Genomic DNA, 13949 nt, shown 5'->3' with positions numbered 1-13949 from the left:
ATGGCGAGGGTGATAGTAGATGCTCAGGCCGCGAGAGCCATAGGAAAGGGTGCGATGATCGTATTCAAAAAGGGCGTCGTGAGAACGGAAGGTAACTTCGAGCCCGGAGATGTAGTCGAAGTCTACACTAGGGGTGGGAAGTTTCTAGGAAAGGGCTTTGTCAATCCCAACTCCAACATAATGGTTCGCCTAGTAACCAAGGACCGCGGGACGGAGATAAACAAGGAGCTCTTTCGCGAGAGGATTAGGAAGGCCAACGAGTACCGCAAGAAGGTTCTCGGCTACGACAAAGCCTACCGCATGGTCTACGGCGAGGCCGACTACCTGCCGGGTCTCATAGTGGATCGCTTCAATGAGATTGCCTCGATTCAGATTTCGAGCGTTGGAATGGAGCGCTTCAAGCTCGATTTGGCCGAGGCTATAATGGAGGCAGAGCCGGAGATAGAGACAGTCTTCGAGAAGAACACCGGGCGCTCGAGGAGGAGGGAAGGTTTGCCAGAGATAGAGCGCGTCCTCCTCGGTAAGGAGAAGTACCGGACGGTAATCGAGGAAGGAAAGGCCAAGTTCATCGTGGATATGCGGGGACAGAAGACGGGCTTCTTCCTCGACCAGAGGGAGAACAGAATAGCCCTTGAGAAGTACGTCAAGCCGGGAATGAGGGTTCTCGATGTCTTCACCTACACCGGCGGCTTCGCGATACATGCCGCCGTCGCTGGAGCCGACGAGGTGGTGGCTGTAGACAAATCCCCCTGGGCAATCAACATGGTGAAGGAGAACGCCAAGCTCAACGGTGTTGAGGACAAGATGAAGTACATAGTGGGTTCGGCCTTCCCGGTAATGGAGGAGATGATAAAGAGGGGCGAGAAGTTTGACATCGTTATCCTCGACCCGCCCGCATTCGTCCAGCACGAGAAGGACCTAAAGCGTGGTCTTCGCGCTTACTTCAACGTGAACTACGCCGGCTTACAGCTGGTGAAGGAGGGTGGAATCCTCGTTACGGCCTCCTGCTCCCAGCACGTGGACATGCAGGCCTTCAAGGACATGGTCATTGCGGCCGCTGCCAAGGCCGGGAAGTTCCTCAAGCTCCTCGAGCCCTACAGGACTCAGGCGCCGGACCACCCGATACTCATGGCCTCGAAGGACACGGAGTACCTCAAGGCGCTCTTCCTCTACGTGGAGGATATGAAGTAGGGACGATGAGGAGAAAGCACCTCCTCTGATTCCGGCGTGAGTGATGAGACGCCCACGGTCCGAGTCCCTAAGCCTTGAGGATCAGGCTGTGCCTCCACCTCGTTCCGGCCTTAAAGCGTACGTCCCTGACGGAGTAGCCCAGTTCCTTTCCCTTTTCTTCCACGGCCTCTATCAGCGGCCCCTTGTCGGGAAGGAAGAGGGCTACCCTTCCGCCCGGCTTCAAATAGTCCAGCGCCTCCTCGATGAGCCTCACTGAAAAGCCCTCGCCGTGTTTCCCTCCACCGACGCCTTCAAGCTCGGTCAGAACGCCCTTTGTCGGCCCCTCGTAGTAGGGAGGTGCAGAAAAGATGACTTCGAAAAGCTCTCCCTCCGGGATCACACCTCGAATTATCCCGCTGTTGCTCCTGATGAGCTTAACTCTAGCTCTGTTCCGCTTGATGTTCCTCCTCGCGTACTCGAAGAACTCCTCATCAATCTCAGTCGCTGTGACGTCGCAGTTGAAGAGCTTCGCCGACATGAGTGCCATCAGTGCAGTATGCCCCGTCCCTATCTCCAGAACCCTCTCACCGCCCCCGAGGAAGGTCTTCAGGAAGAGGTAGCGCGAAACGGGAGTAGTTACCAGCCCGTGCGGGTGGTACTCTATGTCCAGCCCGAAAAGGGCCTTCGCTATCGCTTGGTTGTAAAGTATTCTGGCTTTTCTGTTTGAGAAGTCGAGCCTTCCGCGCTCGTCAATGTACTTTCCCAGCTCCGGAAAGAGCTTCAGGGCATCTTTTATCGGCAATCCGAGCTTTCCGTCCTTCCAGGTTGGCATGGTGAAAGATGGGGGTGAGGAAAAAAAGGCTTTCGCTCACAGGAGTGCTAAAGCCGCCATGACCTTCGCATCTTCGACCATGTTCTTTATCCGGGCGTACTCGTTGGGCTGGTGGGCGGTCTCGTCGAGCGTTGCCCACACAACCGCCGGGATTCCGAGCTTCCTGAAGTAGGCCGCGAAGGTTCCGCCACCTATTCCGCCGACCTTCGCCTCCTTTCCGCGGAGCCTCCTGATGGCCTCCTTGAGCAGGAGAACTATCTCGCTGTTCGGATCCGTCGGCTCCGGGGCGTCCATGCGCTGGAGAACCTCGAACTCTATCTCCGGCAGGACTTTTCCATCGAACTCCCGCCTGTACTTCTCCCTGACCTCTCCGGCAAGCCTCTCGGCGTCGGCAAGGATATCGTCTATGCTGTACCTCGGCAGAATCCTGCAGTCGAAGACGACCTCGTGCTCGCCGGGCACTATGTTCGGGCTGTCGGCCGGGCCGCGAACCATCGTCGGCTCGAAGGTGCTCTCCGGAGGGTCGAAGAGTTCGTCCCTCTCACCGTACTTCTCGTGGAGCAGTCTGTCGAGGTGGTAGGCGAAGTCAAGGGCGACGCGGTGGGCGTTCAGGCCTTTGTCCGGCATGCTCGCGTGAACCTGCTTGCCCCTGACCTTGACCCTGAGCCAGAGAATGCTCTTCTCGGCCACCTCGATGAAGGTGCCCTCCTCGTTCCCGCCGTCCGGAACGAGAACGAGGTCGTCCTTGCGGAACAGCTCCGGGTGCTCCCTCATCAGCCACTCGACGCCGTACTTGCTTCCGGTCTCTTCATCGCTGACGAAGGCCAGAATGACGGTTCTCTTCGGTCTTATCCCGAGGTTCATCATGGCCCTGACCGCGTAAAGTGAAGCCACGAGGCTCTGCCCGTTGTCCTCGCTTCCCCTGCCGTAGACCTTGCCGTCCTTGACGACCGGCTTGAACGGCTCCGTGACCGTCCACTTGCTTAAATCTCCGGGCGGGACAACGTCGATGTGGGTGAGGATCCAGAGCCTCGGGCCTTCCTCGCCCTTCTCACCGTAGTAGTACGCTAAAATGCTCGGCCTGACACCGTTCTTGGCCCTCTCGTCCGGCGCGTTGTAGACTTCAACTTTGTCGAAGGGCCAGTCCTTGATTATCTCCAAAAGCTTCTGGGCCTTGTCGTATTCACCCTCGTAGCCGTAGTCCGGGCTTATGGCCGGGATCTTAATCAGTTCGACGAGCGTCTCGACCATCTCGTCCTGGAGCTTTTCAATCTCCTCCGAGATTCTTTCAAGCTCGGCCATTTGGATCACCACCGTTGACTAGCTCACTTCCGTTTTTAAACTCAATCAGGTACCTCTTCCTCAGCTCGAAAAGAAACGTCATCAGACGCTCGTAAAGGGGCTCAACTTCCTCCCCAAAGCGCGCCTTCAGGGCCTTTCCTATTTCCTTGACAGTTCTCCTCCCATCGCACAGCTCCCACGTATAGGCTCCCATCTCGTCAAGTTCTATCCTCCTGTACTCTCCGTGGAGCTTCCTCGCCAGAAAGTCCAGCTTGGACTCCATTGGTACCATCAGATAGTACTTTCCTTCGACCTTCCTGAGCTCGACCTTCTCATTGCGCACTGGCACGAGGTTCATGTACTCTTCCATGCCCATTCCTCCGGCTGTCAAAATTTAAAGGCTGGGAAAAGAGGAAAATCACTTCTTCCTGCCGGTCATGTAGAGCCAGACCGCTATTCCTGCCAGGAGGATCATACCGAGAAGGTTGCTGCTGAAGCCAGTGCTCGGCGCCACACCTGCTACTATAAGGGCGGCAAAGAATATGCCCATGAGGGCTTCACCGGCGATGAGTCCGGCCGCACCAAGGACTCCTGGATCGGTTGGGCTCTCCTCGTTACTGCCCCTAGCCTTACCAACGAAATGCCTGACAAGACCTCCGATGAAGATTGGAACGCCAAGGCTGAGCGGCAGATAGATACCGACTGCAACGGGCATAACGGGAGTTCTGAACCTGGATCCCCTCCTTGCCAGGATCTCGTCAAGAATTATGAGGGCCACAGCTATCCCAGCGCCGATGTATATCATGTTCCACTCAAGGTTTCCGGTGAAGACACCCTCGGTGACCTTGGCCATGAGGAAGGCCTGCGGGGCGGCCAGAGCGTTCTCCTTGGCGGTTGGCGTTCCGGCTATACCGTAGGCCTGTATGAGGAGGTTGAGCACAGGTGCCATGACGAGGGCGGCAAAGAAGGTCCCGACTATCTCAAAGATCTGCTGCCTCTTTGGAGTTGCACCAACGATGTAACCCGTGGCCAGATCCTGCATGGTGTCACCGGCTATGGCAGCTGCCGTGCAGATAACCGCCGCCACGAGTATGGTTGCCGCCATACCCTCCATTCCGCTGAGGCCCAGGCCCTTGAGCACAAAGGCTGTGAAGAGCAGGCTCATGATGGTGATTCCCGAGACCGGGTTGTTGGAGGAACCAACGACACCCGCGAGGTAGCCGGCTATTGAGCTTCCAAGGAAGCCGACGATGAGGAGTATCACCGCCATTATTGCCGCGATTCCTATAGAGCCTATGATATGGAAGTACAGCAGGAACAGCGGTATCACGAAGGCTGCTATGAGCACCAGCACGTAGTTGAGCGGGAGATCCTCCTCGGTTCTGAGTATGGCCTCTCCGGACTGCTTCCTCTTTGCCACCTCAAGGCCGGCCTTGATTCCCCTCTTTATCGGTTTCCTGAGCTTGATGAGGCTCCAGAGGCCACCGACGACCATTGCACCGACACCCATGTAGCGAATCTTGGTGCTCCATATGGTCCAGGCGAGGTCGAGGGCGCTCATGTCGCCGTGGTTCATCTGGCCGGCGTAGAGTGGTATTGCTATGAACCAGGCTATCGCGCCTCCGAGGAAGACGAGGAACGCTATGTTGAGGCCAACGATGTAGCCAACCGCTATGAGTGCCGCAGAGAGGTCGCTTCCGAAGTAGTAGACGCGGGAACCGACCATCTTTGCGGTTTCGACGGTTCCGGACCAGAGGCCGGAGCTTCCGAAGAGTTTGAAGAGACCGCCGAAGATTCCACCGTAGAGTATCGGCTTGGCGTGGCTTCCGCCCTTGTCCCCTGCTATGAGAACCTCGGCACAGGCCGTTCCTTCTGGATAGGGGAGCTTTTCCTCGACGATGAACGCCCTCCTCAGCACAATTGTGAAGAGCGCACCGAGGGAACCGCCGAGCGCTGCTATTATAGTAACGATGTAATACGGGAAGGTTGTGTAGTAGCCCAGGACGACGAGGGCGGGAAACGTAAATATAACTCCCGCCGCTAGCGACTCACCGGCGGACGCTGCTGTCTGCACCATGTTGTTTTCCAAGATGTTTCTGTCCTTGAAGGCGAAGAGTATTGCCATCGATATGACCGCCGCCGGAATGCTGGCGCTGACTGTCATGCCGGCGTACATTCCTAGGTAGGCGTTGGCGGCGCCCATCACTATCGACAAAATAACACCCAAAACAAAGGCCTTGACCGTGTACTCTGGCAGGGACTTCTCAGGTGGTATGTATGGTTTCATCTCCATGGATTGCACCTCCAATGGGGGGCGTAGTAATTGATGTTATTGTTCGTTAAAAATGTTTTGTAACTGCCGATTTTTTTGAATTAAATATTGGGTTTCCCTCTATTATGTTACTACATGTTCCAACCAATCTCTGCCTAGAAGGGTCTTGCTTAACCCCATGTTACATTGATGTCCTATGAAACGGCAGTCATGTATATAAACGTCCACAGGCTCGGTGGGCAATGCCTTATATACCCAAGCGGTGACACTTCTACGTCTGCAAAAGAAACCGGGGGTGGAGAATTGATAGAGATAACGTTCCTCGGGAGCGGGGGCGGGAGGTTCATCACGATAACCCAGTTCCGCTCCACCGGGGGATTCCACATAAGGGCGAGCAGGAACGTCTACGTTGATCCAGGGCCAGGCGCGCTGGTGAGGAGCTGGCGCTACAAGCTCGACCCCAGGAAGCTCGACGTCATCTTCGTCTCCCACAGGCACGTGGACCACTGCAACGACGTGGAGGTAATGATAGAAGCCATGACCGGCGGAGCGCTTAAGAAGAGGGGTGTTTTGATAGCCTCGAAGAGCGTTATCCATGGCGATGAAACCCACACGCCTGCGGTGAGCAAGTACCACCTGGACGTGCTCGAGAGCATACACATTCCCGAGCCGGGGAGCAGGATAGCGATAGGTGAGGAGGAGTTCCTCATAACCCCGACCCAGCACTCGGACCCTACCACCATCGGCTTTCGCATGAAGACGAGGTACGGCGACATATCCTATATCCCCGACACGGCGTACTTCGATGAACTCCTGGAGTGGCACGACGGCGCGAGGCTCATAATAGCGGCAATAACCAGGCCAAGGGACATGGGCATTCCGTACCACCTCAGTACCGACGACGCGGTTGAGATGCTCAAGAATATGGAGCACAAACCTGATGCCCTCGTGATGAGCCACATCGGAATGAAGATGCACTTCGCCAACCCCTACAAGGAGGCCAAGTACATCGAAACCGTCACCGGCGTCAAGACCTACGTGGCCAAGGAGGGATTCAGGGTCATGGTGGAGAAGAACGAGATAGCGGTTAGAACTCTCAGGCCTGCGAGGTTCATCTGAGGTGGTTCCATGGGCGGAAAGGCCCTCGCCTCCGTTTCGGCTTTCTCCTTTATGCTCAATCTGTTCTTTGGAGAATCCCGCCTGTCACTCGATCTCCTGGTTCCTCTGCTTGTCTACTGGCTCTACCTGATGGGAACCGGAAAGAGGCCCGGACCTTGGGTTCTCGTCCGGGATTTGGGATTAATATTCCTCGCTGGAACGGCCGGCTGGTTGCTCGGAGTTATGGTCTAAAAGTGGAAAATGGGGCTCAGCCCTTCTTCATGACATCTTCAACGGCCTTTCTGACGGTTCCGTAGGCCAGCTCAAAGAGCTCGTCGCGTCTCTTCTCACTGGGAGCTTCGACAACAACACGAATCTTGGGCTCCGTTCCGCTCGGCCTCACTAGGACCCACGAGCCGTCCCTCAGGTTGAAGCGGAAGCCGGAAATAGTCAGAACTTCCCTGGTCTCGCTTCCCAGCTTCTCCTCAAGAACCCTGTACGCCCTCTCCATGACTGCCCCCTTGTGCTCGTCCGGGCAGGGGACGTTCCTCTTGGTGAGGTAGAACTCAGGAACGTTCTCCCTCACTATCTCTGACAGGGGTTTCCCTTCCTCGTCTATGAGTTTGAGCAGAAGCCCCATTGTCACGAAGCTGTCTATCCAGTTGCCGAACCTCGGGTGGACGAGCTTCCAGGGTTCGGCGGCAAAGATGGCCCCGTATTTCTTTATTCCGTCGTGGGGCTGGCCGAGGGGAATCCTCACCACCCTTCCGCCGGCCCTTTCGACGACGTGGTCTATCCTCGAGCCTGTGTCTATCGAAACGACAACCGTTCCGCCGCCGTGTTCCTCGGTGTAGAGCTTGGCGAAGAGCGCTATGACGGTGTCCTCGTTGAGGTAGTTGCCCCTCTCGTCGAACACCGCTATCCTGTCGGCGTCGCCGTCCTGCGCTATGGCAATATCAACGCCCAGCTCCCTCACGAGCTCTCCGAGGTAGGCTATGTTCTCGTAGCGAGGCTCGGGCTTCCTTCCCGGGAAGTGGCCGTCCACGTGGGCGTTCACGCTTATGACCTTCGCCCCCATCTCGCGCAGGAGGTAAGGGGCCAGAACGCTCCCGGCACCGTTGGCGCCGTCGTAGAGGACCTTTAAGCCCGTCCCGTGGTTCACGAAGTCGAGAACGGCCCCGATGTAGTCATCTATGACGTCGAGGGGCTTCACAGTCTTTATCTCGTCCCACCTGGCCTTCCTGAAGTTTCCTGAGAAAACGAGCTCCTCAAGCTCCTCCTCCTGCTCGACGTAGAACTCGGTTCCATCGCCGTTGAAGACCTTTATCCCGTTGTCGGTCGGTGGGTTGTGGCTGGCCGTTATCATAACTCCGCCGTCGCCGTGCTCTCTCGTCGCCCAGGCCAGGGCCGGTGTTGGGATTAAATCCGCGTCGAGAACCTCCTTCCCGGTCGAGAGGAGCCCCGCGATGAGGGCGTTCTTGAGCATCACGCTTGAAGTTCTCCCGTCCCTCGCGACCACGATGCTCTCTCCCTCGATGTAAGTCCCCATCGCCTTTCCTACGTCCATCGCGAGCTCGGGAGTGACCTTTTCCCAGAGGGTGCCCCTAATTCCAGCGGTACCGAAGAGCCTCATGTCACCACCGGAACTATTTGGTGCGGGGGTTATAAACGTATATCGCCAGTCCGCGGTGGTTTACCAGCCTCATTCCCCTGGGCATCGCATCTCCCGCCAGCGGCAAAATGTAAACCGGCAGTCTTAGCGTCCTGCCGAGCTTTAGAATGGGCCGCACTATCTCCGGCGTGGGCCTGACTGAGTAGAGCGCGCGGGCCTCTCTGTAAAGCCCTAGCCTCGGGCTGAACAGGTCGTCTCGCACCGCCCCTATGCCCAGCTCCCTTGCCCGTTCAACAGACTCGGGGTTCCAGTCGATGGCCAGAACGTCGTACCCCAGGCTTTTCAGTTTGAGCGCGACCTTGAACTGGAAGCCTATCCCTAGCTCGACTACCTTCCCCCTTGGAATCTCCCTGGCTAGGAACTCGGCGAAGTCCTCTATGGGCATGGGAGAAAATGGGAGGGGAGGTTTAAAAAGCTTCAGAAAACTGCCTTCCCACTCCCCTTCTCGAAGACGTGGGACTTGCGCATGTCGAAGACGACATCGATCTCCTGGCCTTCCGTCACTTTGGACTCCGAGCGGAAGGAGCCCAGGAATGTGACGTCGCCGACGCTCAGGTGGACTATCTTCTCGCTTCCGAGGTTCTCGATGATGTCCACCATGGCCCGAACCATGTTCTCCCCCGGTATCTTGACCTGGGCGAACATCGCGTCGTAGAGGTCCTCAGGGCGAATTCCGAAGATGACTTCCCTCCCGACGAGGTTCCTCTCCTCGAGAACCTCGAACTGGTCGGGGAGGAACTTGAGCCTGAACTCGCCGAAGTCGGCGAAGCCGTCCTCGGTCACCGTCGCGTCCATGAAGTTCATCGGGGGCGAGCCTATGAAGCCGGCAACGAAGGTGTTCGCGGGCCTGTCGTAGACCTCCTCCGGCGTTCCGACCTGCTGGAGGACGCCCTGGTTTATGACCGCTATCCTGTCGCCCATGGTCATGGCCTCAACTTGATCGTGGGTGACGTAGATTGTGGTAACTCCAAGCTGCCTCTGGAGTCTCTTGAGTTCGGCGCGCATCTTCACCCTGAGCTTTGCGTCCAGGTTGCTCAGGGGCTCGTCCATGAGGAAGACCTGGGGCTTCCTCACTATCGCCCTGCCCAGGGCAACCCTCTGCCTCTGACCACCGCTCAGCTCCCTCGGCTTCCTCTTGAGGAGCTCCGTCAGGCCGAGAAGTTCCGCGACTTCCCTGACGCGCTGGTCTATCTCCTGCTTCGGCACCTTTCTGAGCTTGAGGGGGAAGGCTATGTTATCGTAGACAGTCATGTGGGGGTACAGCGCGTAGCTCTGGAAGACCATTGCGATGTCCCTGTCCTTCGGTGGAACGAAGATTCCCTTCTCGGGGTCGGCCACGAGCCTGTCCCCGACGTATATCTGCCCCCTCGTCGGCTCCTCGAGGCCGGCTATCATCCTCAGCGTGGTGGTCTTTCCGCAGCCGCTAGGTCCGAGGAGGATCATGAACTCCCCGTCCTTGACGTCGAGGTTCATCTCCCTTACCGCGGTGAACTCCCCGAACTGCTTCCAGACGTTGATGAGCTTTACCTCGGCCATTTTATCACCTCAAAAATTTGAAAGGGTCAGCGCCTCCTTCTGAGGAGGAGCGGTATCGTGGCGAGTGCTATTAACGCGGCCGGACCGCAGATTCCTCCACCGCCTTCGGTGGTAGTGGTCGGTGCGGTGGTGCTCGGGCTGCTGGTGGTCGGAGTGGTAGTGGTGGTAGTGGTAGTCTGGCTCGGTGAGGTCGTCGAGGTTTCGCTCGTGGTCGTGGTGGTTTCGGTCGGTGTCTCGGTCGGGGTCGGCTCCTCGCCGCCGGTGCCCTCGACGAGCGGTATCATGAGCACGGTGGCGAGCTTCATGTTCTCGGCGTCGTAGGAGCTTAACTGCTCTTCCTGGGTTGGCTCAAAGCCGGGTGGGACGAGCTCATCGACCACCCTCGGTGCGACGCCGTTTATGACCGCGTTCGGGTCCGCCCCGCCGAGCTTCCACTGCTCCGCATCGACCGCTACCGGCCTCCACTTGTCAGGACCGTAGCCGTCCTGGGAGCCAACGAGCACGGAGGCGTAGAGGCCGTAATCCCCTATGGCCGGCAGGTACTTCTTGGGTAGCCTGACGACTATCGCGTTCTTTACCGGGTCGGCTGAGATCTGCATTTCGCCCTGGTAGACGGTTCCGTTGGGCAGGACGATGAGGTTACCGTAGTCCCAGCCCGCTATCCTCAGGGCCACGTCCCAGGGGTGCCTGGGGTCGAGCTGGACGTTGCTTCCCGGGCCATCGGGGAACATCTTTATCGCCGAGCTGTTACCGCCGTCGGTGTAGTCGAGGTAGACCTCGATTATCTGGAGGCTGAAGCCGTTGGGAGCGTTCCACGGGTTGCCACCGAGGTCCTTGAAGTAGAACTCGAGCGTCCAGTCGTCGCTTCCCTCGATCATCTTGAACTTCAGCAGGTCAAGGTGCCCCGGAACGAAGACCTTGTCGGTGGGGTAGGTGTAGGTTCCCGGTCCGTGGTCGTCACCCTCGGGGTCGTTCACGACTATTCCCTGCTTGAGTAGCGGAAGGGCCTTGACGGTGGCGAGTTTCATATCGTTGGCGTCGTAGCTGCTCAGCTGCTCCTCCTGGGTTGGCCTGAAGTTTGCAGGAGCGAGGAGGTCGATTACCCTGGGTGCAACACCGTTTATGACCGCGTTCGGGTCTGCTCCACCGACTTTCCACTCCTCGGCCTCAACCGCTACCGGTCTCCACTTGTCCGGCCCGTAACCGTCCTGGCTCCCGGTTAGGACGGCTCCCCAGAGGCCGTAGTCCTCGTTTATCGCTATGTACTTCTTCGGGACTTTCACTATCACCGCGTTCTTTACCGGGTCTGCCGAGATTTGCATCTCTCCCTGGTAGGCGGTTCCGTTCGGAAGGACTATCAGGTTTCCGTAGTCCCAGCCGGCAATCCTGAAGGCGACGTCCCACGGGTGGTCCGGGTCGAGGTTCACGTTGGCCCCGGGCCCGTCCGGGAACATCTTTATCGCCGTGCTGTTGCCGCCGTCCTTGAAGTCGAGGTAGACCTCGATTATCTGGAGGCTGAAGCCGTTGGGAGCGTTCCACGGGTTGCCACCGAGGTCCTTGAAGTAGAACTCCATCACGTAGCTGTCGGTCTGCTCAAGCATTCTGAAGCGGAGGAGGTCAAACACGCCCGGCTTAAAGACGTCGTTGGTCGGGTAGGTGTAGGTTCCCGGTCCGTGGTCGTCCCCCTCGGGGTCGGCTATGTCGGCTATGACGACTCCCTTTACTTCGGTCGGGAGCTTCAGCTCGACGGGGGTGCTTATGACCTCCAGCCTGCCGTCCTTCACGGTCGAGACGGCGAAGTAGAAATCGGCAGGGTTCTCTATGTACTCGAAGGGCACAACAACCTCTATTCCCTCACTCGTCTCCCTGACCGTCGCCTCACCGAGCTTTTCGCTGTTCTCGTAGTCGGTGGCCTTGTACACCTCGGCCTTCCCATCGTGGTAGACGAGGTGCTTGGTTATCATCAGCCCGACGCTGTCCGCTGAGAACGGGAACATGGAGTACCTGAGCTCGCCCGGCCTCCCCTGGAGGAGGGTGAAGGTGTTCCCGACGCGCTCGTCTTTTTCCCAGATGCTGACCTCGAACTGGCTCAGGTTACCCCTGACGATGAAGTGAAGCCCCTCGCCGTCGAAGTAGACGCTAACGCCCTCCGCCAGCGGCGACATGCTGGAGTAATTCTTCATCTCCCCCTCCTTGAGACCGTCGAGGGCTCTGGTGACGTAGGGCTCCCCGTCCGGGAAGTAGTTGCCGAAGAGGTAGCTCGGCGGCTCGACTCCAGCGAGCCTGTACATCTCGTAGAGGTAGGTCTTGAGGTAGCGGTCGAAGGTGAAGTCCTGCCCGCTGTTCTGGTCGCTCCCGTACCACCAGAACCAGTCGCTCGCCTCGGCGCGGAGCAGGTACTCGTGGGCCTTCTCCCAGTCCTCCTGGCTCATCTCGTCCTTCTTCTCCATCAGGGTCTTCCTCGCCAGGTAGAGCCAGTACCAGCCGTAGTTCTCTTGAGGCTCGCCTATCCAGGTGGAGAGCGTTCCGTCTATCCAGCTGCTCTCGGGCCACTGCATCTCCTCCTTGACGCCGACCATGTCGTAGAGGTCGCCGAGGCTCTGGGCTTTGAGGAGGGCCTGGACGTTGTCGCCCGTGAGGTCGAGGCGCTCCATCATCTTGGGGGTGAGCTTGTTGGCCTGGTCCCCGTAGAGCTGAATGTACTCGCTCGGCGTGAGGGTTCTTATCAGCCCCTGCTCCTGGAGTTCGGTCAGCTTCTTGTAGAGTTCCGTCAGGAAGATCTTGCCGTCGTAGGGGTAGTGCTCCCACGGGTTCTCGCCGTCGAGGGTGACCACGTAGACCAGCGAACCGTCGTAGTTTTCCTTCTGTATCTTGAGGAGCTCGTTCACGAAGTCATCAACCGCCTGGTACTGGTTCATACCCGCGTAGGTGAAGCCAACGCGGTCGCTCAGCGCGTGGTCGCGCGGGAAGAGGTAGATCTTCTTTCCGTTGAACTCGGCCACCCAGGGCTTGTAGTAGTTCTCAACGGTGTTCTCGACGCCGAGCCTGTCGAGGACGAGCTGGTCGGTCATGACCCAGGTCCAGCCGTTGTTGGCGAGTATCTCGAGGGTCTTGTCGTTCAGGGCACTCTCGGCGGCCCAGCCACCGACAGGCACTGCCGTCCCGTTCCCGAGGTACTGCTTGTAAAGCTCGTCCGCCCTCTTCACCTGGTCGTTGAAGTCGCCCTCCCAGCCGAAGTCGTTGAGTATCGGCCCTATCGGGTGGGCGTAGGGAACGACGGTAACTTCGACGTTGCCGTTCCCGAGGAGGAGGTTTACCTTCTCGTGCTCCTCGAAGGTGTGGTTGAGGAGCCAGAGCTGGGCGTCGAGGACGGTTTTAACGTCGTCCCTCGTGTAGCCTCCCTCGTCCACCTTGTCGTAGAGGGCCTTAAGCTCGGGGTGGGTCATTATGTAGTTGTAGTCTATCCAGGCGAGGTTGAAGAGAACCGCCAGGTCAATGTAGTCCTGCTCCGTGAACTCGTTGGTGACCGCGACTTTCTGCTCCTCGAGCGGAAGGTTGGCGTACTTGGCCTTTGCGGCCATCATTTTATCCTTCAGCTCCGTGTAGCGGTCCCAGAAGTCCCTTATCGGGTTGCCGCTGGGGTCTGTTATGGGCTCGCCGTTCCATGGTATGGTGTGGTCGAAGAACCCCCCGGGTGCCTGGAGCATGAACCACTTCTCCTCGACGGTGAGGGGCTCTCCGTTTGCTATCTTCTCTGTGATTATCTGGTATGTGTCCTTCTTGCCGTTCATGTAGTCCGCCAGCTGGGCTATGAGCGAGCCAGACAAATCGATCGTCGCGTGAACCTCCGGGTACTGGCTCAGGTAGTAGGCCATCTTCCAGTAGTTGTTGGCAGCGTGGAGCCTGACCCAGGGCCTCGTGTAGATGTCCTGGATCGGGTCGTAGTAGTAGGGCTGGTGCTGGTGCCAGACGATTATGACGTTGAGCGGCTTCGGTTCGGCCGCCCCAACGGTCTTTACGTTCGCTCCAATCAGACTTCCAACCATCAAAACTGCCAGGAGTAGGGCAACCACCCTTCTCATGCTATC

General features: G+C 58.0%; 11 protein-coding genes. 3 read left to right on the top strand and 8 right to left on the bottom strand.

The annotated features are described in order from the left end of the window. Window positions 1–1191 (top strand): class I SAM-dependent rRNA methyltransferase, encoded by a 1191-nt coding sequence (locus CL1_RS04670; RefSeq protein WP_014788738.1) that lies wholly within the window; start codon window positions 1–3, stop codon window positions 1189–1191. 67 nt (window positions 1192–1258) lie between these two features. Here CL1_RS04670 and CL1_RS04665 read toward each other — a convergent pair whose 3' ends face one another. The 4 genes from CL1_RS04665 to CL1_RS04650 are packed head-to-tail and all read right to left on the bottom strand — an operon-like array spanning window position 1259 to window position 5576. Next, window positions 1259–2002: an RlmF-related methyltransferase gene (locus CL1_RS04665; protein WP_014788737.1), complete on the bottom strand. Its 744-nt coding sequence runs from the start codon at window positions 2000–2002 to the stop codon at window positions 1259–1261. A gap of 36 nt (window positions 2003–2038) precedes the next feature. Further along, window positions 2039–3304, bottom strand: a complete 1266-nt coding sequence (locus CL1_RS04660; protein WP_048151936.1) for a M20 family metallo-hydrolase — start codon at window positions 3302–3304, stop codon at window positions 2039–2041. Continuing rightward, window positions 3291–3653 carry a PqqD family protein gene (locus CL1_RS04655; protein WP_014788735.1) on the bottom strand — a complete coding sequence of 121 codons (363 nt, stop codon included), beginning with the start codon at window positions 3651–3653 and terminating at the stop codon, window positions 3291–3293. The genes CL1_RS04660 and CL1_RS04655 overlap by 14 nt, the downstream gene beginning before the upstream one ends. Before the next feature lie 48 nt (window positions 3654–3701). Then, window positions 3702–5576: an OPT family oligopeptide transporter gene (locus CL1_RS04650; RefSeq protein WP_014788734.1), complete on the bottom strand. Its 1875-nt coding sequence runs from the start codon at window positions 5574–5576 to the stop codon at window positions 3702–3704. Between the two features lie 282 nt (window positions 5577–5858). Here CL1_RS04650 and CL1_RS04645 point away from each other — a divergent pair, with 282 nt between their 5' ends. Together CL1_RS04645 and CL1_RS04640 are read left to right on the top strand one after the other, a co-directional pair. Beyond that, window positions 5859–6674, top strand: a complete 816-nt coding sequence (locus CL1_RS04645; RefSeq protein ID WP_014788733.1) for an MBL fold metallo-hydrolase — start codon at window positions 5859–5861, stop codon at window positions 6672–6674. Window positions 6675–6683: 9 nt separating this feature from the next. Further along, window positions 6684–6905: a hypothetical protein gene (locus CL1_RS04640; RefSeq protein WP_014788732.1), complete on the top strand. Its 222-nt coding sequence runs from the start codon at window positions 6684–6686 to the stop codon at window positions 6903–6905. Window positions 6906–6921: 16 nt separating this feature from the next. On the opposite strand, the gene glmM is transcribed toward CL1_RS04640, so the two are convergent. Genes glmM through CL1_RS04620 form a run of 4 tightly spaced genes read right to left on the bottom strand, consistent with a single transcriptional unit; the run spans window position 6922 to window position 13943 of the window. Then, window positions 6922–8286: a phosphoglucosamine mutase gene (gene glmM / locus CL1_RS04635; RefSeq protein WP_014788731.1), complete on the bottom strand. Its 1365-nt coding sequence runs from the start codon at window positions 8284–8286 to the stop codon at window positions 6922–6924. 13 nt (window positions 8287–8299) lie between these two features. Then, window positions 8300–8710 (bottom strand): UPF0146 family protein, encoded by a 411-nt coding sequence (locus tag CL1_RS04630; RefSeq protein ID WP_014788730.1) that lies wholly within the window; start codon window positions 8708–8710, stop codon window positions 8300–8302. 32 nt (window positions 8711–8742) lie between these two features. Further along, window positions 8743–9861: an ABC transporter ATP-binding protein gene (locus CL1_RS04625; RefSeq protein ID WP_014788729.1), complete on the bottom strand. Its 1119-nt coding sequence runs from the start codon at window positions 9859–9861 to the stop codon at window positions 8743–8745. Window positions 9862–9887: 26 nt separating this feature from the next. Beyond that, entirely contained in the window at window positions 9888–13943 is a 4056-nt protein-coding gene (locus CL1_RS04620; protein ID WP_014788728.1) for a glucodextranase DOMON-like domain-containing protein, read from the bottom strand. Window positions 13944–13949 lie beyond the last annotated feature (6 nt).

The organism is Thermococcus cleftensis (assembly GCF_000265525.1).
In the GTDB taxonomy this organism is placed as follows: domain Archaea; phylum Methanobacteriota_B; class Thermococci; order Thermococcales; family Thermococcaceae; genus Thermococcus; species Thermococcus cleftensis.
Note: the sequence above shows the minus strand (reverse complement) of the source record. Positions and strands in the feature narration are given on the sequence as shown.

Excerpts from the sequence above, each read along its gene's own strand:
- CL1_RS04670 (WP_014788738.1), top strand. The coding sequence starts at position 1 with ATGGCGAGGGTGATAGTAGATGCTCAGGCCGCGAGAGCCATAGGAAAG.
- CL1_RS04665 (WP_014788737.1), bottom strand. The coding sequence starts at position 2,002 with ATGCCAACCTGGAAGGACGGAAAGCTCGGATTGCCGATAAAAGATGCC.
- CL1_RS04660 (WP_048151936.1), bottom strand. The coding sequence starts at position 3,304 with ATGGCCGAGCTTGAAAGAATCTCGGAGGAGATTGAAAAGCTCCAGGAC.
- CL1_RS04655 (WP_014788735.1), bottom strand. The coding sequence starts at position 3,653 with ATGGAAGAGTACATGAACCTCGTGCCAGTGCGCAATGAGAAGGTCGAG.
- CL1_RS04650 (WP_014788734.1), bottom strand. The coding sequence starts at position 5,576 with ATGGAGATGAAACCATACATACCACCTGAGAAGTCCCTGCCAGAGTAC.
- CL1_RS04640 (WP_014788732.1), top strand. The coding sequence starts at position 6,684 with ATGGGCGGAAAGGCCCTCGCCTCCGTTTCGGCTTTCTCCTTTATGCTC.
- glmM (WP_014788731.1), bottom strand. The coding sequence starts at position 8,286 with ATGAGGCTCTTCGGTACCGCTGGAATTAGGGGCACCCTCTGGGAAAAG.
- CL1_RS04630 (WP_014788730.1), bottom strand. The coding sequence starts at position 8,710 with ATGCCCATAGAGGACTTCGCCGAGTTCCTAGCCAGGGAGATTCCAAGG.
- CL1_RS04625 (WP_014788729.1), bottom strand. The coding sequence starts at position 9,861 with ATGGCCGAGGTAAAGCTCATCAACGTCTGGAAGCAGTTCGGGGAGTTC.
- CL1_RS04620 (WP_014788728.1), bottom strand. The coding sequence starts at position 13,943 with ATGAGAAGGGTGGTTGCCCTACTCCTGGCAGTTTTGATGGTTGGAAGT.